The sequence below is a fragment of the Flammeovirga sp. SubArs3 genome, assembly GCF_947387565.1.
GTDB lineage: Bacteria > Bacteroidota > Bacteroidia > Cytophagales > Flammeovirgaceae > Flammeovirga > Flammeovirga agarivorans.
Window position 1 is genome coordinate 92032 of sequence record NZ_CANDOA010000002.1, and the last position, 19187, is coordinate 111218.

Sequence of the window (19187 nt, forward strand, 5' to 3'; positions counted from 1 at the left end):
TAAATTAAATTCGTAATGCTTTTTTTCTAACTACACCAATTAAAGACATAGTAACAGCTAAAAATGCAGCTACTCTTGCGATAAAATCACCGTATTGAGTATATATCGTTTCAACTTTATTGAGTCTTACTTTACCTGCTTCAGCACCCATAGTTCCATAGGCTATTGGATCAAGTATTTCACCTTTTTGGTTAATAAAACATGAAATACCTGTATTGGCAGATCTAGCAATATCTTTTCTTGTTTCTATGGCTCTTAATGATGAAAAAGCCAGATGTTGTGTATGTCCTGGAGTGTCATTCCACCAACCGTCATTAGTGATGACAGTTAAAAAGTCTGCACCTTTCTTTACATACTCAGTTACATATTCTCCATAAACAGATTCATAACAGATAATAGGACCTACGGCAATCGTATCATTACTAAATACAGCTCTTTCTTCTTGTCTTCCTAAACCTCCAGAACTACCTCCAAAATTGAGAATGATAGCTTTTAGAATATTTGGAAAAGGAATAGTTTCCACACCAATCACTAATTGAGATTTATGATAGAACTGTAGAGGATCATTATTTTCAAAACGTATTGCAGTATTGAAGACATCGTAATATCCAATGTTTTTAGAATATCGAGACGTTTCACTCAATGGTTCTTTACCGTAAATTTCATAGGTATCTGCACCACTTACGAGAGTAGTATTGGGATACTTACTCATCAACTGATTAATCTTTCGAATATCTCCGCTACGTTCTGGGTGTAACTCATCAATATTATTACTGATAGATGTTTCTGGCCAGAATACATATTTAGTGTTAGGTGTGATAGCTTCTTTAGTAAGTTGCATCATTCTATCCACTTGCTTTGCAGGAGGAATGTAAGTAGTTGTATTTTGTTCTCCAGTACGAGCGTTGTATTGGAATTTTTCTGAGTAACAATCAATATTTGGTTGTACTACCACTACTTCTATTTCTTCACCAACTTCTTCATAGGTATAGAAAATATATAGAGAAATACATATAGGAATAGTTAAGTAGAAGAATATTGATACAATCTTTCTTCCACTAACCATAAAACTAAAGAAATAAGCATTCAGCAATAAAATCCAAAGAGAACCACCAAACGCTCCTGTATATTCATACCATTGGGCAAGTTTTGGATAGAAGCTCAATACATTACCTAAGTTTAACCAAGGCCATGAGAACTCCCAAAACATGTGTATATATTCAAAAGTAAGGTACCAACAAACAAAGTCTATATGCAGGTATTTACCTTTTGATACTCGTTTTGTATGATAAAATGCTAAGAATGGAAGTGCCATTAAAGCTGCATTTGCTCCCCAAGCGCCAAAAGTAGCCCAATAAGATGCATACCAAAGCCACCAATAACCTACAAAGTTGAAAACGAAAAAGGCTAAGAAAGCAAAGCTATAGATTTTCCATCCCTTGAATTTTTTATCACTAATTGATATTACTCTTTCTATCTCAAGAAGAGGAACAAATCCTATAAATACCAACGGAAGGGCTCCATGCCAAGCTAATCCCAGAAATAAACCACTCAAAATGGATAGTAACCAAGGGTACCATTTTTTTTCAGAGTTGTTAGTTATGAAGTCGAACAGTAGTTTTCTCATGCTTCGTCTTTGTATTTATATTTATTTCCTTTCGGTTTCTTTTCAACTTTCTTTCCTTCAACGACTACAACAATTTCTCCTTTTGGAGGAACTTCAGTGTAGTATTCGGCCAATTCTTTTAGAGAACCTCTTTTTGTTTCCTCATGAAGTTTAGAAAGCTCTCTTGAAACAGAAGCTTTACGTTCTTCACCCCATGCCGAAGACAATTGCTCTAAAAATTTTACAAGACGATGTGGCGACTCATAAAATACCATTGTTCTTTGCTCTTCTGCTAATTCAGTGATTTTAGTTTGACGACCTTTTTTATGAGGTAAAAAACCTTCAAAAGTAAAACGGTCAGCAGGAAGTCCAGAGTTAACCAATGCAGGAACAAAAGCTGTTGGTCCAGGCAATGTTTCTACTTTAATATCTGCTTCCCCACATGCTCTTACTAGCATATATCCAGGGTCTGAAATAACTGGAGTTCCAGCGTCAGAAACTAAAGCGATTTTTTCACCTTTTTGTAATCTTTGGAGGAGTCCCTCAACAGTTTTATGTTCATTGAAAGCATGATGACTTTGAAGGTTACTCTTGATATCAAAATGCTTCAATAACTTTCCTGTATTACGGGTATCTTCTGCTAAAATTGTATCTACTTCGTTAAGAATGCGAAGTGCTCTTGCAGTGATATCTTCCAAATTCCCAATTGGTGTTGGGACTATATATAATGATGTTTCTTCCATATTTCGTATTTATGAAACAAAGATAAGGATATGCCTTTTTGATTATACAGATGATACTCTAAAAAAATAATTAACTCATGAATTAATTATCGATATAAGGGTTTATTATATCTTAATGGATGCAATCTCAAATAAAAGACTAACTTAGATAAAAGATTAAAAACCTCGGATCATGAAAAAGTGCCTCTCCAAGACTATTTTACTTCTACTCTTTCTTACTTCAACCTATACATTAAAAGCACAGCATAAATTTGTTTTTGGGATTTGTGCTGGTTTGAATACTGCAATTAATGGAAAACTAACGGTTCATTCAAATGTAGGGTTACAAGGAGGTTTTGAGATTGGAGATCATCTGAATGATAACACATTATTGACATTATCCTTAAAAGGCTCCTCTCTTAATACTAGAGATGATGATTATAACTATTGGTCTTTTACTTCTATAATGGGAAAATACCGATATATCTTAACTAAAGAAAAGAAAGTACACCCTTATTTATTTATTGGAGCTGGAGCTGTAAATATAAATCGACCGCGACATCATGATAATGAAGCCATAGATAATATTTGGAATTTAGGTATTCAGGCAGGGCCAGGTATAGATATAGGGATTTTTACCACATATATTCAATATCAATATTCAGGTAAAGCTGAAATGTGGGGGACAATGATTCCCTTACATACACTATCCTTTGTTTTTGGAGTTTATTTATAAAGAAAAAGGCTGCATACTCGAAAGAATACGCAGCCTTTTTCCTTATGTAAAAACTAAATTACTTAGTGATCTTCACTTTATTAAGGATAGCTTCAATTATTTCTTTTGTAGAAATATTATCTGCCTCTGCCTCGTAGTTAAGAGTAATACGATGGTTTAATACATCGTAAGCAATTTCTTTAATATCCTCTGGTAAAACATAATCTCTACCATCAAAGAATGCAATAGCTTTTGCAGCTCTGTGTAAATTGATAGAAGCACGAGGTGAAACACCAAATTGGATATATTGAGCTTCTTCATTTAAACCGTAATCCTTAGGGAAACGAGTAGCGAAGATTAAATCAATAATATATTGTTCTAGAGACTCACTAACTTTTACTTCGTTAATGGCATCTCTAATCGCAAAAATGTCATCTTTCGATAAGATTGAACGTACAGAATCATCAAATGATTGATTTGACATTCTACGCATTACTTCCAACTCATCCTCTTTTCTTGGATATTGGATGTATACCTTCAACATGAAACGGTCAACTTGTGCTTCAGGAAGAGGGTACGTTCCTTCTTGTTCAACAGGGTTTTGAGTAGCAAGTACTAAGAACGGTCTATCTAATTTGTAAGTAGTATCCCCAATAGTTACTTGTTTCTCTTGCATAGCCTCAAGTAATGCTGCTTGAACTTTTGCTGGAGAACGGTTCACCTCATCGGCAAGTACCAAATTAGAGAAAACGGGTCCTTTCTTTACTTCGAATTTTCCTTGTTGTTGGTTATAGATCATTGTACCAATCACATCAGAAGGAAGTAAGTCTGGCGTAAACTGAATACGTTGGAAATCCAAATGCAAAACATTTGAAAGTGTATTTACAGTTAATGTTTTTGCCAAACCAGGAACACCTTCTAATAGAACGTGACCGTTTGTAAATAGTCCAATTAATAATCTATTGACCATGTAGTCTTGTCCAACTACTACTTTTCCTACTTCTGAAATTACTTCATGTATTTTCTCATGAAGTGCCTTATGATCTGCCATATTTTTTTACAAAAACGTTTTAGGTTTTCTACTGACACAGTTTTATGTACAGTTATGCAATTTACACCTTGAAAACAATAATTGTTGATATTCATTTAAGGGTAAAGAAATTTTAACTTTTAGTAACAGAAGAAAAGCTTTTTGACTATCTGTAATAGTGTCACCATTAAAGTAAAAGACATAAAAAAATGCCAAGAAGATTGATCTTGACATTTTTCTTAATGCAGAACCCTGAATTTTGTTTGATAGTTTAAGACAGAATTCCATGATTCATCTCATATCAAAGTTCCGTTTTATTCTGTTAGTTGCTTTCAATTAAGTAGTACTTCAAACTTAGTTATTGCTTGTTCCAATTCAATTCAAATTCATTTCATAACATACTCTATTCAACTTTATGTTGCGTAAGATCGTTGGTAGTTTGCTCAATCGTGTTGTCTGGTTCATTTTGGTTCTCAATTGTCATATTATTCGATAAACCTAATAATATGACGACAATAAGAAGTACAAAGAAAGCATATAGTTTGTGAGATTTCATGACGTTATTATATAAGATTAATTGATTTTCTATACCACAAATATGCGTAATTAATACACTTCAGAAATTGACGGTTGTTTCTTGGTAAATATGATTTTTGTCATCTTTTTGTAAAAGGTTTAATTTAAAATTTAAATCATATGAATAACTACTTCTTTAGAATTTCATGTGATAAATAAGAACACTGAATTATCATTTTTTATAGGAAAAAATAGCTCAGTTCCTTGCAAAACTTCAAGCATATTTTTTTATTGATCAATTCGACAAGATGAGCTATTCATCGATTTATTAATATCGACTAATACGCCGTGGCAGAAATACAAACAGCAGAAGAATTAATACGCGAACTTTATAGGCATCGAAAGGTAATTCAGCACCTTTTTAAAAGGAAAGCAGCTTCCTTTGATGAACTAACTGAGATAGCGGATGGAAAGGAAAAAGAAATCCTACAGGCAAAAGCCCGAGGAATGATTTCTTTGCAAGAGGGAGAACCTGCTCGGCTAGATGAGCGTCTTCTGAACTTTGTAGAAGACTTCTTAGAAATTAATGAAGATATTAGAAACTTTGAGGTGGATGAATCCATTAGAATCTTAAAGAAAAATATCTATCTATATGAAATGGATGAAGATGCCAGAGAAAGAGAGAGATACCTTCACCGTATTAAAAGGTCTCTTTTGAGTATTGGTAGAGTAATCCGTAAAAATGCAGCAACGTTAAGTAACTTGGTCAAACAAGAGTACAAAACAGCTTCTTCCATTGAACTCAAAAGAATAAAAATTGAGGACCATAATGAACAAGCAGAGAAGCTACTTCAATTAATAACGAATGCTGAGGAACTATTAGAAAACTCATTTTTTAGAGTAGTACCCGATGAAAGTCTAAGGTTAATTGTCAATGACTTAAAAGGTACTCATCTGACGATGGCAAGGCATAACTTAATTGCTTTGCGACAGGAAATTGTCAGATTTATAAATCAAATTGCTGAGTTAGACCGACAGCATAAAAAGATCATACAGTTAAAAAAACTGCGTGATTTATATGAGTTAGAAGTAAGAACGAATATCGAAGAAGTTTTTGCTCATGAAAATGCCTTATTTTTTGATACTCAATTACGTTTCCAAACGATGTTGGACCTAGAATATCTTAGAGGAGACGATGGTTTGGATCTCATAGAGAGAGTGGCTTTAAGACGTCAGCATAAAATTAGAATGCAGTTGCAGGCAGAGTTGGATATCGATGGTGATTTATTAGACCCTCAGCAACAAAAAATGCTTCATGTAGATTTTTCGAAATTAAAGAGGGCCTTTTTCTTACAAAAAGAAGACCTACTCACTTTCGTAAAATCCTATGATTTTGGACAAGAAATGAATGATGAACAGCTAGTGAAAATTTATTGCCAAGTGGCCTTGATTTTTGAAGATGAAATGGATTTTGGTTTAGCAGAAAACCCTTTTGATGAAGCGAAACAAGTAATTTCTGAAGGAAAACAATTTGCCTTTATTCGTCCAAAAAACTTTAAGAAATAACTTTCAAAATGAATATAGATCATAATAGCACAAGACGTGTTTTTGAATTGTTGAGCCGAGGACAATTCCTTAGTGCAAATGCAATCAAACCGGAATTGAGAAAACTGTACGACGAAGTGGATGAGTATTTCACTGCTTTTGAAAGTGTATATACTCCTTTAGGTTTTCACCTAAAAAAAGGAAACAATTATTATTACTTCTCAAGAGAAGGAGGCAAGCAAACTATTGAAGAGAAAATAGAACGATTCTATCGATATATAGACAGATTAGCATTTTTTGCCACATTTGCTCCAGGTTTTGGAGAAGGCATGCGTTTCTATATTAAAGATATTGTTCATAAATGTAATGTTGAAACAGATTTAAATGATCAGTTACAGCGTATAGCATCTGATAAAAATATCACAACCCATGATAAAGTAAGAGACCTTGTTGAAGAAATGAGAAGACAGGGATATATGGATTGTGAAGATGATGAGAATGAAGGATTCATAGTTCTTTCATCATATAACTACCTTAAAGATATAGTTGATTTAATAGACATTGATCCAACAAGCGAATGAATACAACAGTAACACCAAAAAGATTTTTAAATAAACTGATCCTTATAAAAAGTGCAGGCTTTGATTATGCCGAAGTGGATCTTGGTGGAAATGTGCACTTCGTAGGATCAAATGGTTTTGGAAAAACTACGGTATTAAGAGCAGTACTCTTTTTCTATCATGCTACCTCAGAAAAGAGAGAGTTGGGTATTAAAGAGCAGCAAATGTCTTTTTCTGAATATTATTTTCAGGATCTTAATGCTAGACTTATTTATGAGATTGTAACTCCAAGAGGCAAACACTCTCTAATGGTGTATAAAGCAGGAGGAAGATTGCGTTTTCGTTTTGTTGATGGAGGTTATAATAAAGACTTCTTCATAAAAGACCGAAAAGCTTGTAGTCACGATGAAGTAACGGAAACGTTATCAAAATTAGGAGTGCCGTTCTCAGAGGAGATTAGAAGGTTTGCTGATCTTAGGAAAGTAATTTATGGTGTTAGTAAATACAATACACAGTTTAGCTTATTAAAGCCATCTGCCGGTGTAAAGAGTCATCATACCGATGGAATTCCTAAGGCGATCACCAATATTTTTAGATCATCAGGTCTAAAATCAGATTATATCAAAAGAGCTATTGCTGAAGCGGCATCTGCAGATTTTGAAATGCAACCTATTTCTTTGGAAACCATCTCAAATTTTATTCATGAATTTGATGATCAGCTAACAGATTTTGAAGATTTTGAGAAACATAGAAATGGGGCTGAAGAAATAGTATCTCTGGAGGCAGAAATTACTCAACAATTAACTTATCAACAGCGTTTAGCAAGACAAATAGGTGGTGGAGTAGCTTTAGCAGAGAAACACTTAAATGATAGTGAGAAGCTTCTGGCAAAGATGCAGGAAGAAGAAAACGAAATGAAGGCCAAATATGAAAAGGCTGAAAACATCTATCAAACAAAAACAGCAGAGGTAAATCAAGAACTTGGAGAAACTAAGGCGACCTTAAAAGAGATTGAGCGACGAGAGAAAGAGTACGAGTCGATTTCTTTAGGGAACCATCAGTATACAATACAACAAATTCTAGAACTAAGCACAGAAGGACCTAGAATCAATGACCAACTCACTTATCAGCAAGAAGTGAAACAAATGTTGGTAGCGAAAACTGTTGAAGTTGAAGGACTAATTGAAGAACAGAAGAAAACGCTTTTAAGTAAATTCTCTGTCAGAAAAAATGAATTTAATGAAGAGAAGCAGATCTTAAGAGAACAACTTCACACACAGAAAGAGCGACTAATTGGTGAGAAACAATCTGTATTAGAAGAATTAAGAAATAGATTTTTTGCTCAGGAGGAAGAGCTTAGAAAAGAGCTTGATGAAGCAAAAGAAAAACGAACTAGAGCAGAAGTAGCTTTAGAAATCGAAAAAGAAAAAGATTTTTCAGAGGCACTTTTAGCAGAAAGTAATACATATAGAGTAAAACTTTCTCAAGAAATTTCAGAGTTAAAGCATAGCGTTGTAGAGATCGAAAATGCTATCAAAAATAACAAAGAAAGAAAACGACTTGAGGAGCAGCTCATTAGAAACGAAGCAAAGAATCAGCAATCAGAATTAGAAAGACAACTTAAGTTGATTACTGATGAAGTAGAAGAGTGGAAAATAAGAAAAGAGAATTACGAAGGGACTTTTAGAGCCTTTTTGGATCAGAATAAATCAGATTGGGCAGAGTCTATTGGTAAAGTTTGTGATGAGAACTTATTATCTCGTAAAGATTTAAATCCATCTATAAAAGAAGGTAATAGTTTTTATGGTGTTGAATTAGATACCTCTTCTTTAGTATCACAAGTTACCGCTACAGATGGTATTGCTTCAACATTACAAGAAAAACAGAACGCCTTAGTTCAAGCAGAAAACAACTTATCTGAGCTGGATGATATCATCGATAAAAAAGTGGCAGCTTTAATTGATGCATCAAGTAAAAAAGTCATCAAGCAAGAACAGAAGTTAGAAGAGTTAAATGCTAAGGTAGAACAATTACAAACGGACTTAAAGACAGCTCGTGAACAAGAAGCTTCTATCATTGAAAAGTCAAATGTTATTAAAGAAGCGGCTTTAGTTGAACTTAGAAGAAAGCTAAGAGTTGCTACAGAGTCTTGTGATGAAATTCAAGGACGTTTATCTGACCTAAAAGATGATAAATGGTCACAGGAAAGAGAAACAGGAGAGATATTTACGAATAAAATTAATGCAGTTGTTGGAGAAATTGATATTAAAATTGCCACATTAGAGAAGGAATGGGCAGCATATCAGAATGATCATAACAAGCGTATTCGTCAATTAGAAGAAGAAAGAAAAGGTTTATTAGAAGAAAAAGGAATTGATACAGGTAAACTTGATGAGGTTGAAGCTGAAATTCAAACACTGATTAGTAAACTAAAGTCTGTTGAACAAGCACAGATGATAAAAAGGGATTACGAAAAAGATAAAACGTATTACCTTGATAAAGCTGAAGAGACTAGAAATAAATTAAAACATCAGGAGAAAGAAATCGACAAGCTTAAAACGGCTTACGACAAAGCGATTGAAGAGTATGAGGAGCAATTAAATTTCCTTGATGATAAGCGAGATAACTACCGAAGAACGAAGGATCAGTCTAACCATCTTTTAAAGCAGTTTAAAGCGGCTAAAGAAGAAGATGAGCAGGCGTATGAAAAGTTACAGAAATTCTTAGATGAAGGTGCGTCAAAAGTAAATGAGGCAGAAGTAAATGATGAGGATTTGTCGTTCTTATTAACTGAGTTAAGAAAATCATTAAAAGAACGTAACCGTTTAACTGCATCATTTAAGTCGAAAGGTCAGATTTTTACGGGGATTTTCAGAAAAGATAATCACCTTAAAATACCTACTTTATATGCTCAGTCTTCTTTGCAGGAGTTTATTTACCTGGCAAAAAATATTCTGCCTAGTCTATTAGATGGCGAACGTTTGAGTCATATGAAAGACCAGTTGGAAAAACAACATAGAGAGATTATTTCTTCTGTTGCCCGACAAGTAAAAGATCTTTCAGATACCTCAGATTTAATTAAGAAGATTGTTAGAGACATTAATAATGGTTTCGCTCGAAGTAATTTTGTTGGTGTTGTAAAGTCTATTGAGCTAGAGTATAATGAAAACAATACACCACTTCTAACAACACTGAAAAAGATCTATCGTTTGAATGAAGATGTATCATTTTCTGATCAAGGGGACTTATTCAAGGTGAATGTAAATAGTAGTGCTAAGGATTCAAGGCAGTCCGTACAATTATTAAAAGATTTAAGAAGAGTCATCCGGGATCAAAATCAAAAGCAAATTACTCTAGAAGATACTTTTATGTTGCGTTTTAGAGTAATTGAGAATAATAATGATACTGGTTGGGTAGAGAAACTATCTAATGTAGGTTCAGAGGGTACTGACGTTTTAGTAAAATCAATGATTTACATAACACTACTTACAGTATTCCAAGAAAATGCATATAGAGATCAAAATGATTATTTTGTACACTGTGTTATAGATGAGGTGGGTAAGCTTTCTGATCGATATTTAAGAGATCTTATTCATTATACCAGTTCTAAAAATATTCGATTGATTTTTGGTTCACCGAATGAAAATGATCCATCTATTTATGATCATGTTTTAAAATTAGAAAGAAGTAGCAAAACCAACAAAGCCAGTGTGGTGAAGTTGGTGAGTGAGATGTAATAAAGTAAACCTCCTATTTGTAAAAACAATAGGAGATTTTTTTATTTTTCCCAATCACTTTCCTCTAATTCAAAGAGTTCATTCACAGGAATATCAAATATTTTGGAAAGTTTTAAAGCAAGAACTGTAGAGGGAGTATATTTCCCTTTTTCCATTGCATTTATTGTTTGCCTGCTCACTTTCGCTTCTTTGGCTAAGTCAGCTTGAGTGATATTTTTTCTGGCTCTTTCTACTTTTATCAAATTACGCATTCTCTAAACTTTTCTTAGCTCTATATAATGACCAATGGAATTTTATGATATAGATAAACAAGGATGTAAACATATTCAATATGAGCACATTCAGGAACGCAAAATCATAAAACAGAAATATACATGGTATTAAAATGATGTAGTTAACTAATATAGAAAATGTGAGAGCATCTGATTTTAGTTGAAGGATAAATTCATCTTCGTCCTTTTCTCTTGAAAGTAATAGAAATAACCCCCCAATGATGATTATAAAGGCAGCAAACTCGTCTTGTAAATTTTGGTGTTCATTTACGAGAACAAATAAACGATCATTTTCCCCATTAATAAATGGGACATTAACTAAGGCAAAATACTTTTCAACATCAAATACTCCGAAAGTATAATCAAAGAATAAATAGAGAATACCAAAGAATGAACCCATGATAAGTAAGATCCAACCAGGAGTCTTAAACTTATTCGATAAATAAGATGATTTCATGATAATTAGTTTTTATGTGTCAATAATAGTTGTCTAAATGTAAAATAAACTTTACACAAAGTCAAATATATATGATATAAAATAAAAACCCCATGCCTTCGAAAAGCCATGGGGTTTTATTGTAATCTCACCTACAATATCTTTTTGACAAAAAAAAGACTCACAGAAATGCGAGTCTTCTTGTTGTGGTGTTGGGCGGATTCGAACCGCCGACACACGGATTTTCAGTCCGATGCTCTACCAACTGAGCTACAACACCGGGAAACAGTTTAGAGTCTTGTTTATCCTTAGACTTGTGGTGTTGGGCGGATTCGAACCGCCGACACACGGATTTTCAGTCCGATGCTCTACCAACTGAGCTACAACACCGGGAAACAGTTTAGAGTCTTGTTTATCCTTAGACTTGTGGTGTTGGGCGGATTCGAACCGCCGACACACGGATTTTCAGTCCGATGCTCTACCAACTGAGCTACAACACCGGGAAACAGTTTAGAGTCTTGTTTATCCTTAGACTTGTGGTGTTGGGCGGATTCGAACCGCCGACACACGGATTTTCAGTCCGATGCTCTACCAACTGAGCTACAACACCGGGAAACAAATTTAGAGTCCTGTTTAACCTTAGACTTTGTGGTGTTGGGCGGATTCGAACCGCCGACACACGGATTTTCAGTCCGATGCTCTACCAACTGAGCTACAACACCCACTAGCTTCAAACACCGTTGTTGTTTAAAGCGATGCAAAAGTGCGTAAAAAAGTTCGTTATGCCAAACTTTCTATCAAATAAAATTCGAAAATTATCTCAAATAAACATTAACAAGAAATACCTTTTAGTACTCTGAAATAGGAGTTACTCTAGCTAAAGAATTGATTCTAAATTGCTTTCCGGTTATTTTTTCTGTACACAAATAGTGTTTTCTTAATTTCTTATTTCTGATAAAAATCCCATTATTTTCAAGTGAAAACGTATCACCATCAAGTAAATCTTCTAAGAAAACAGTACCATCATCTATTTGATCCATGTCATACTTCGATAATGCTTTGCGTAAAACAGGGTCATTAGTACTAGAAGCAAGCGGTTTTTTCTGGTGTAATGTGATGGCTTCAATTAAATCTTCAGGAAATGTATTTGCTTTGAGTAAAACCCCAAGTAGTTTTCCAAATTGAGCTTTCCATTCTTTCCCATGTGGAGCTACTCTATTCTGAAACTGATTCCAAACGACGAGGTGTGCAACTTCATGGGCAAAAGTAATCGCAAACTGATAAGGATTTAGCGAGGCGTTTATGCTGATACGGTGGCCATGTCCTCTTTGTGGAGGTCTGTAGTCACCATTAATAGACTTTCTGTCTTTTTTTATTTTTACATAAATATGATAATGTAATACCCAGTCAGCAAAAATCATTGCAGCTTGTCTAGGAGTATATTTAGATAGGCTATCTGCTAATTCAGCATGTGACATAGTTTTTTCAGCCATCTCATTATTATTTTTTGCTGATCTATATTTCTTTAGTAATCTTACAATATTAATTACTTTTTAAAAGATAAAAAAAGACAATGGAAGGGGATATCACAATTCAAGATACTAGACTCAGAGCGTTTAAAAGATTATTGGATATCATGGATGATTTAAGAGAGAAATGTCCATGGGATAAAAAACAAACCTTAGAATCATTACGCCATCTAACCATTGAGGAAGTCTATGAATTATCAGATGCAATTCTTGATAATGATAAGGCAGAAATTAAAAAGGAATTGGGTGATGTTATGCTTCATCTTGTGTTTTATTCGAAGATAGGTTCTGAAACTAATGATTTTGATATCACAGATGTGATTAATAGTATTTGTGAAAAGCTGATCGTAAGACACCCTCATATCTACGGAGACACTGAAGTAGAAGATGCTGATGATGTAGCTAGAAATTGGGAACTGATAAAACTCAAAGAAAAAGAAAATAAAAAGAAAACAGTGTTAGGAGGCGTTCCTAAATCACTTCCAGCTATTGTAAAAGCCCTACGTATTCAAGAAAAATCTGCAGGAGTCGGGTTTGAATGGGAAAATAAAGAAGATGTTTGGAAAAAGGTGACAGAAGAAATTGATGAACTTCATCACGAAGTGGAAGTACATGATCAAGGGACTGATAATCTAGAAAAGATAGAAGACGAATTTGGAGATGTGATGTTTTCTATGATCAATTACGCGAGATTCCTAAATATCAATCCATCAGATGCTTTAGAGAAGACAAATAAGAAGTTTATTACTCGATTTAACTATATAGAAGAAAAAATGAATCAACAAGGAATCAGTTTTGAAGAGGCTACTCTGGAGCAAATGGATAAACTTTGGGAAGAAAGCAAAAAAAAATAAAAAAAAGCATTCATTTTTTGTCTTAAAATTGATTCCGGTTGTCATATAACCAAACGGATGTCATTTGATACATTTCATGTATCAAATAATAACAGAGGTTAGATTCAATCAATTGTTCGTAAAAAATTCAAGTTATGGTAACTATCAGTTTTAAGAAGAAAAATAACGCATCTCATGCTGTAAAGAAAAACTACGCTGATCAATTCGAAGTTGCTTTAAAAAACTTAGAACTTTTCACTGTAGAAGAAAGAGAAAGAAACAAGCTAGAATTGAGTAAAAAATTTCAAGGATATATTTAGTCTATAAGTATATATATTGAAGGCTGATTTGCATAATGTTTATATGTAAATCAGCCTTTTTTTATGCCTATTCTTCAGAAGAATCTATGATATCAATATCAGAAATTAACACTTTCTTAGAAATACTCTTACCAGTAGGAGTTGCAGCTAAGCCTCCTAATGCAGTTTCTTTATATCGATCTTCCATACTTTGGCCTACTTCTCCCATGGCATCAACGCATTCGTCTACAGGAATAACACCGCTAACATTAGCGATTGCAATCTGAGCGGATGAATTGGCAATAGCAGCAGCACTCGCATTTCTTACAACACATGGCACTTCTACCAAGCCAGCAACTGGGTCGCAAACTAAACCTAGCATACATTGCGTAGTGATGGCAACAGCATTAAATATCATATCAATATCACCACCTAAACAATAGGTAATAGCACCCGAAGCCATAGCGGCAGCAGTACCTGTTTCTGCTTGACATCCTCCAACAGCTCCTGCAATTCCAGATTTTTTCTCCATTATCAATGCAATACCTGCTGATATTAATAAGGCTTCATGAATCTTTTCATCATCAATTTGATGTATTTCCTGAAGAGTAACCAAGACACCTGGTAGAATACCAGATGCACCAGCAGTTGGGGCAGCAACCACTCTACCCATACAAGAATTTACCTCTTTGGCGGCAAGAGCTCTTGCTACTAAAAGTTTAAATTCTTCCGATAGAACATTAATAGGAGATTTATATACCTTTTTACCTCCATTTTCAATCATTCCTGATCGTGAAGTCATATCTTCTGAAAGTCCTGTTTTTACAGCATCTTTCATTACAGCAAATGCTTGTGATAAAGCAGTTTTGATCTCTTCGCTTGTACGTTCCTTTTCTCGGATCTCATATTCCAAAACAGGTTTGTAAAGAGGTACATTTTTCTTTTCGCAGTAGTCTTTCCACTCCGAAAAAGTTTCAAAAAGTACGGTCATGTTATGATAGTGTCTATATGGTTAGTATTTTTATCGAAATTTACACAAAAGAAACACTTAGAGTTGATTTTTTCTATATTTATGGGTAATCAAATGCTAACAGACTTCGGGAATATACTGTTATTCGTAATTGTGGCAGTAATTTTCTCATTAGGAGGCTTATTTACAGCTTTCTTATTACGACCTAGTCGACCAAATCATGAAAAGTTGACTACATATGAAAGTGGTGAAGACCCTTTAGGTTCTGCATGGGGAAGCTTTAATATCCGATTTTATATTGTAGCTTTGGTATTCTTACTATTTGAGGTTGAGATACTGTTCCTATTTCCATGGGCAACTGTTTTTGGCGATGCTGGAAAAATTGCAGAAACAGGAGGAAAATGGGGATGGTTTGCTTTAGTAGAGATTTTTTTATTTGTAGGAATATTGATTTTAGGTTTAGCTTATGTATGGCGTAAAGGCTATTTAGATTGGGTGAAACCTTCTTCAGTCAAACCAATTCAGGAAAAGAAAGACTTTGATAAATCACCTTACGAAGCTTTTAATAAAAAATACCAATAATCTAATTTTGAAAAAAGAATACATATATACCGTAATTATAGCAGCTATTTTTTCGTTCTGTTACTCTTGTACTCCAGAAGATGAGGTAATATCAACGGATCCAGGCTTTAACTTGGAGTTTTCTGTGGATACAGTATATTTTGATACTCTTTTTACTTCAAAAGAAGATGAAAATATTGATATGACGAGTATCACAAAGCGTTTTATGGTCTACAATAGAACCAATAACGCCGTGAATATCTCAGAAATATCTTTAAGTGATCCTAATAGTATTTATGGGTTATTGATCAACGGTTTTGCTACTGAAAAAGTAGAAAATACTTTTTTAAGAGGTGGGGATAGTATGCTTATCCTTGCTGAAGCAAATATACCCTATCAAGATCAATCAGAAATATTAGAATACAACGCTGAAGTTAATTTCTTTACCAATGGTAACAGACAGAATGTTACGCTAAATGCATTTTCAGAAGACCCTTTTTATATATCTGGAGGCCCAATTGTGTTTGGAGATGTTGTATGGACAAAAGGAAGACCCTATGTTATCATAGATTCACTGTATATTGAACAAACATCATCTTTAACAGCAGAAGCAGGTACTAGAATTATTTTTGATAACGATGCTAAGTTATTAGTAAGTGGTTCATTGCAATTGCTAGGAACTACTGAAGACTCTGTTAGACTAGAAAGTATTCGTTTAGATAATCAGTATGAAAATGCACCTGGACAATGGGGGGGTATTATCTATGATTCTTTAAGTCATGATAATAAGATCTTTGGAACATTTTTGAGAAATGCCACGTTTGGATTATACATATATCATCCAGATAATGATACTGACGTAGATCTTCATATCGAAAATTCGACAATACAGAATATATCTCAAGTAGGTGTGTCTGTGATTAATGCAGATGTAAAAGTCGTTAACACTATTATAAGTCATACCATTAGCTATGCCTATGCACATGCATCTGGAGGTAATTGTGAGTTTCTTTACAATACTGTAGTAAATTCTAATACTGGTTTTTTCAGAGAAAGACCATCAGTAGCATTTGAAAGTGAAAAGGAAGATATTCAACTTACATTTATAAATAATATCATTTGGGGATCATTGTCTAATGAATTTTTGATCTCTGAGGGTGTAGTAGAAAAAAGTATTACAAATAATATTTTAAAAACAGAAAACCAAGATATCTCAACAGAAGATAATTTATTAAATCAAGATCCTTACTTCAGGTATCCTTATTCATATAACTTTCAACTGGCCGACGACAGTCCAGCAAGAGGGTTTGGGGTAGCTATTGAAGGAATAACAACGGATCAAATCGGAAATAATAGAACAACTCCTCCAGATGTCGGAGCATTGCAATGGCAAGAGGAAGTTGAAGAAATGCTTTAAATACAATAACTTTTGAAAAATTATTTAACCTTTTTATTAACTCTTAGTTTTTGTAGTGTATTCGCTCAAAAAAATAGCCAATTAGAATTTATTTCTATTCAACAATTAAATGATTACAAAGCTAGGTTTGACCTTAGTGGTATTAATATATACTACGATGAGGTTTTGATAGTAGCAGATAAGAGCGATAATAAATTTGTATATGTTTATACAGACCATGGAAATACATTTACCATTGATAATTCTAAATATAAAATCGACTTCAACGGAAAAGTAGATTTTGAAGGAATCGCTGTCTATGGTGATGATGCCTATATTATCAATGAAAGTAATAATGAAGTTTACCGTTACAACTTAAAAACACAAGACTTTAATCAATTACCAATTAATTGGGAAGCCTTAAGTGTGAAAAAGGAGAAATGGTTGAATAATGCAGGTTTAGAAGGTGTAGCTATTGACCCTGATAAAGGCCTCTTATATTTAGCAAAAGAACGTCAACCAAGTTTTGTGATAGTAGTTGATTTGCAAAACAATTTGATCGTTAAAGAAATGCACCTTAAAAAAATGTGTAGTAATGATATAGCAGACCTATTTTTCTATAAAGGTAATTTATATGCCTTGGAAAGAAATGAAAGGTGTATAGCTAAAATTGATCCCCAAACTTCAAAAGTATTAAAGCATTACAGTTTTGATAAATCTGTAAGTAAAAAGGGAGAGAAACTCTATGAACCTTCAAAATATGGGATGTCGGAAGCCTTGATGATTAAAGATGATACAGTTTGGGTAGGTTATGATAACAATGACTTAAAAGTATCGAAGTTTGCCAAAGAAAGGTATAATCTATCCGGAAGTCAACCTGTTATTTTGAAGTTTAAATTAAACGATTAGGTAAAGAGTAGATATTCAATTAAGGGTATCTACTTTTTTATTTTCAATAATTTTTCGCGACAATTGATTTCATTCTCTAATTATATTATTCGAATGAAACTTAATAGCTATAACCTAATTAAAAATTATCAAGTTATATTTGTAGGCGAAGCATTAAACAAAATGACTAAGATTGTAGAAAGTGTAAAAGATATTTAATTTTGATCTTTTTTTTGCTAACTGCTTGTTTTACAAAAAAAAGAGTTATACTTTTGCAGTCCAAACCTCGGGAAACTACGTTTATTATGACATAAGCGAAAGTCCTAAAAGATTTTATCTAAAAAGACATAATTCTGTTTATTTAAAAGAATTTAGCTGATTCAAGCTTAAGTTCTCCGAGATGTTTGTGCTTAGACATAAGATATCGCAGGAAGTTCCTGCGTGGTAAATAACAGAATAACAATGTTACAGCCAAAGAGAGTCAAGTTCAGAAAGAGACAAAAAGAGAGAAGTAGAAGCCATGGCATCGCTCAACGCGGTCATAGCATCTCTTTTGGTAGCTTCGGTCTGAAGGCACTTGAAGGTGGTTGGATCACAGCTCGTCAAATCGAAGCATCACGTATTGCGATGACTCGTGCGATGAAACGTGAAGGTCAGGTATGGATTCGTATCTTCCCTGACAAGCCAGTTACTTCAAAGCCAGCCGAAGTACGTATGGGTAAGGGTAAAGGTGCCCCTGCTTATTGGGTTGCTCCAGTGAAAGCCGGGACAATCTTGTTCGAATCTGATGGAGTATCAATCGAGAGAGCACAGGAGTCAATGAGATTGGCTGCACAAAAGCTCCCAATCAAAGTGAAGTTTGTAGTTCGACCAGACTACGTAGGATAAGCTTAGAAGATGAAAACACTAGATTTAAAAAAGCAGGTGAAAGCAATGTCTTCTGAGGAGCTTGCAGAGAATATCAAAACTTCTCAAAAGCAACTTGAAGATTTAGCTTATGCTCATGCAGTATCACCATTGGAGAATCCTATGCAACTAGGAACACTTAGAAAGCAAGTAGCGCGTCTTAAGACTGAGTTACATGCAAGAGTGACAGTTGAATTGGAGGAGAAGGTTAAAGCTAATAACGTAACTCGTGAGTCAATCACTGAGTTCTTACAAAAAAATGCGTTTTTAGCACCTGTAAACAAGAAGATGGTTTTAAGAGCTATCGAGAAAGTTAACAACTAAGATACCTGACAAAGGAGATCATGGAAAGAAACTTCAGAAAGCAGCGTACAGGAGTAGTTGTAAGCGATAAAATGGATAAGTCTATCACAGTGCAAGTTGAAACTCGTCAAAAGCACCCGATGTACGGTAAGTTCATCAAGAAGACTAAGAAGTTTATGGCTCACGATGAAAGCAACACTGCAGGTATCGGAGATACCGTTAGAATTATGGAGACGCGCCCAATGAGTGCGCGTAAACGTTGGAGATTGGTGGAGGTAGTAGAAAAAGCGAAGTAATTCCTTATTCTAACCATCAAAAAAATTAAAATTTTACAATCACCAAGTAAAGAATCCTTAAGAGGAT

The 19187-nt window shown here is 34.1% G+C and carries 20 protein-coding genes and 5 tRNA genes; 12 read left to right on the plus strand and 13 right to left on the minus strand.

Translation table 11 applies throughout. From position 1 onward, the window contains the following. Positions 1 to 4: 4 nt before the first annotated feature. Positions 5 to 1627, minus strand: coding sequence for an apolipoprotein N-acyltransferase (gene lnt, locus QL232_RS04885; protein ID WP_281613316.1), 1623 nt, complete (start codon positions 1625 to 1627; stop codon positions 5 to 7). After that, positions 1624 to 2349: a 16S rRNA (cytidine(1402)-2'-O)-methyltransferase gene (rsmI, locus tag QL232_RS04890; protein ID WP_281613317.1), complete on the minus strand. Its 726-nt coding sequence runs from the start codon at positions 2347 to 2349 to the stop codon at positions 1624 to 1626. The genes lnt and rsmI overlap by 4 nt, the downstream gene beginning before the upstream one ends. Before the next feature lie 172 nt (positions 2350 to 2521). Here rsmI and QL232_RS04895 point away from each other — a divergent pair, with 172 nt between their 5' ends. Beyond that, entirely contained in the window at positions 2522 to 3064 is a 543-nt protein-coding gene (locus QL232_RS04895; protein ID WP_281613318.1) for an outer membrane beta-barrel protein, read from the plus strand. A 58-nt stretch (positions 3065 to 3122) separates the two neighbouring features. On the opposite strand, the gene QL232_RS04900 is transcribed toward QL232_RS04895, so the two are convergent. After that, entirely contained in the window at positions 3123 to 4094 is a 972-nt protein-coding gene (locus tag QL232_RS04900; protein WP_168880340.1) for a MoxR family ATPase, read from the minus strand. A gap of 382 nt (positions 4095 to 4476) precedes the next feature. Continuing rightward, positions 4477 to 4629, minus strand: a complete 153-nt coding sequence (locus QL232_RS04905) for a hypothetical protein (RefSeq protein ID WP_281613319.1) — start codon at positions 4627 to 4629, stop codon at positions 4477 to 4479. 308 nt (positions 4630 to 4937) lie between these two features. On the opposite strand from QL232_RS04905, the gene QL232_RS04910 reads away from it, so the two are divergent. From QL232_RS04910 to QL232_RS04920, 3 genes are read left to right on the plus strand one after another with little or no spacing between them, the layout of a single operon-like run. Continuing rightward, the gene (locus QL232_RS04910) at positions 4938 to 6155 is read left to right on the plus strand and encodes a hypothetical protein (protein ID WP_168880342.1); all 1218 of its coding nucleotides are present in this window, start codon (positions 4938 to 4940) and stop codon (positions 6153 to 6155) included. A gap of 8 nt (positions 6156 to 6163) precedes the next feature. Beyond that, the gene (locus QL232_RS04915) at positions 6164 to 6715 is read left to right on the plus strand and encodes a hypothetical protein (protein WP_168880343.1); all 552 of its coding nucleotides are present in this window, start codon (positions 6164 to 6166) and stop codon (positions 6713 to 6715) included. Beyond that, complete coding sequence (locus tag QL232_RS04920) at positions 6712 to 10431, plus strand: ATP-binding protein (protein WP_281613320.1); 3720 nt, start codon at positions 6712 to 6714, stop codon at positions 10429 to 10431. The genes QL232_RS04915 and QL232_RS04920 overlap by 4 nt, the downstream gene beginning before the upstream one ends. A 41-nt stretch (positions 10432 to 10472) precedes the next feature. Here the strand turns inward: QL232_RS04920 and QL232_RS04925 are convergent, their stop codons facing one another. The 8 genes from QL232_RS04925 to QL232_RS04960 form a co-directional block, all read right to left on the minus strand. Then, entirely contained in the window at positions 10473 to 10682 is a 210-nt protein-coding gene (locus tag QL232_RS04925) for a helix-turn-helix transcriptional regulator (RefSeq protein WP_281613321.1), read from the minus strand. After that, on the minus strand, positions 10675 to 11160 hold the full coding sequence (locus QL232_RS04930; protein WP_281613322.1) for a hypothetical protein: 486 nt from the start codon (positions 11158 to 11160) through the stop codon (positions 10675 to 10677). The genes QL232_RS04925 and QL232_RS04930 overlap by 8 nt, the downstream gene beginning before the upstream one ends. A gap of 186 nt (positions 11161 to 11346) precedes the next feature. Beyond that, positions 11347 to 11419: transfer RNA gene (locus tag QL232_RS04935), tRNA-Phe, on the minus strand. Positions 11420 to 11456: 37 nt separating this feature from the next. Beyond that, a tRNA-Phe gene (locus QL232_RS04940) sits at positions 11457 to 11529 on the minus strand. A gap of 37 nt (positions 11530 to 11566) precedes the next feature. Next, positions 11567 to 11639 (minus strand) — tRNA-Phe (locus QL232_RS04945). A 37-nt stretch (positions 11640 to 11676) separates the two neighbouring features. After that, positions 11677 to 11749 (minus strand) — tRNA-Phe (locus QL232_RS04950). 39 nt (positions 11750 to 11788) lie between these two features. Then, positions 11789 to 11861 (minus strand) — tRNA-Phe (locus tag QL232_RS04955). 126 nt (positions 11862 to 11987) lie between these two features. Continuing rightward, positions 11988 to 12632, minus strand: coding sequence for a SprT-like domain-containing protein (locus QL232_RS04960; RefSeq protein ID WP_281613323.1), 645 nt, complete (start codon positions 12630 to 12632; stop codon positions 11988 to 11990). Between the two features lie 80 nt (positions 12633 to 12712). Between QL232_RS04960 and mazG the strand changes: the two genes are divergently transcribed. Next, entirely contained in the window at positions 12713 to 13522 is an 810-nt protein-coding gene (gene mazG, locus QL232_RS04965) for a nucleoside triphosphate pyrophosphohydrolase (protein WP_211093163.1), read from the plus strand. Between the two features lie 134 nt (positions 13523 to 13656). Continuing rightward, positions 13657 to 13821 carry a hypothetical protein gene (locus tag QL232_RS04970; RefSeq protein ID WP_168880348.1) on the plus strand — a complete coding sequence of 55 codons (165 nt, stop codon included), beginning with the start codon at positions 13657 to 13659 and terminating at the stop codon, positions 13819 to 13821. Positions 13822 to 13888: 67 nt separating this feature from the next. Here QL232_RS04970 and sdaAA read toward each other — a convergent pair whose 3' ends face one another. Further along, positions 13889 to 14791: an L-serine ammonia-lyase, iron-sulfur-dependent, subunit alpha gene (sdaAA, locus tag QL232_RS04975; RefSeq protein WP_281613324.1), complete on the minus strand. Its 903-nt coding sequence runs from the start codon at positions 14789 to 14791 to the stop codon at positions 13889 to 13891. Positions 14792 to 14884: 93 nt separating this feature from the next. Here sdaAA and QL232_RS04980 point away from each other — a divergent pair, with 93 nt between their 5' ends. The 6 genes from QL232_RS04980 (at position 14885) to rpsQ (ending at position 19120) form a co-directional block, all read left to right on the plus strand. Next, the gene (locus QL232_RS04980; protein WP_168881215.1) at positions 14885 to 15352 is read left to right on the plus strand and encodes an NADH-quinone oxidoreductase subunit A; all 468 of its coding nucleotides are present in this window, start codon (positions 14885 to 14887) and stop codon (positions 15350 to 15352) included. A 7-nt stretch (positions 15353 to 15359) separates the two neighbouring features. Beyond that, positions 15360 to 16748 carry a hypothetical protein gene (locus tag QL232_RS04985; protein WP_281613325.1) on the plus strand — a complete coding sequence of 463 codons (1389 nt, stop codon included), beginning with the start codon at positions 15360 to 15362 and terminating at the stop codon, positions 16746 to 16748. Between the two features lie 12 nt (positions 16749 to 16760). Continuing rightward, positions 16761 to 17636, plus strand: coding sequence for an SdiA-regulated domain-containing protein (locus QL232_RS04990; protein ID WP_281613326.1), 876 nt, complete (start codon positions 16761 to 16763; stop codon positions 17634 to 17636). Positions 17637 to 18077: 441 nt separating this feature from the next. Continuing rightward, positions 18078 to 18503 (plus strand): 50S ribosomal protein L16, encoded by a 426-nt coding sequence (gene rplP / locus QL232_RS04995; protein ID WP_066212076.1) that lies wholly within the window; start codon positions 18078 to 18080, stop codon positions 18501 to 18503. Between the two features lie 9 nt (positions 18504 to 18512). Continuing rightward, the gene (gene rpmC / locus QL232_RS05000) at positions 18513 to 18845 is read left to right on the plus strand and encodes a 50S ribosomal protein L29 (protein WP_168880352.1); all 333 of its coding nucleotides are present in this window, start codon (positions 18513 to 18515) and stop codon (positions 18843 to 18845) included. Between the two features lie 20 nt (positions 18846 to 18865). Beyond that, complete coding sequence (gene rpsQ, locus QL232_RS05005) at positions 18866 to 19120, plus strand: 30S ribosomal protein S17 (RefSeq protein WP_168880353.1); 255 nt, start codon at positions 18866 to 18868, stop codon at positions 19118 to 19120. The last annotated feature ends 67 nt before the right edge of the window (positions 19121 to 19187 follow it).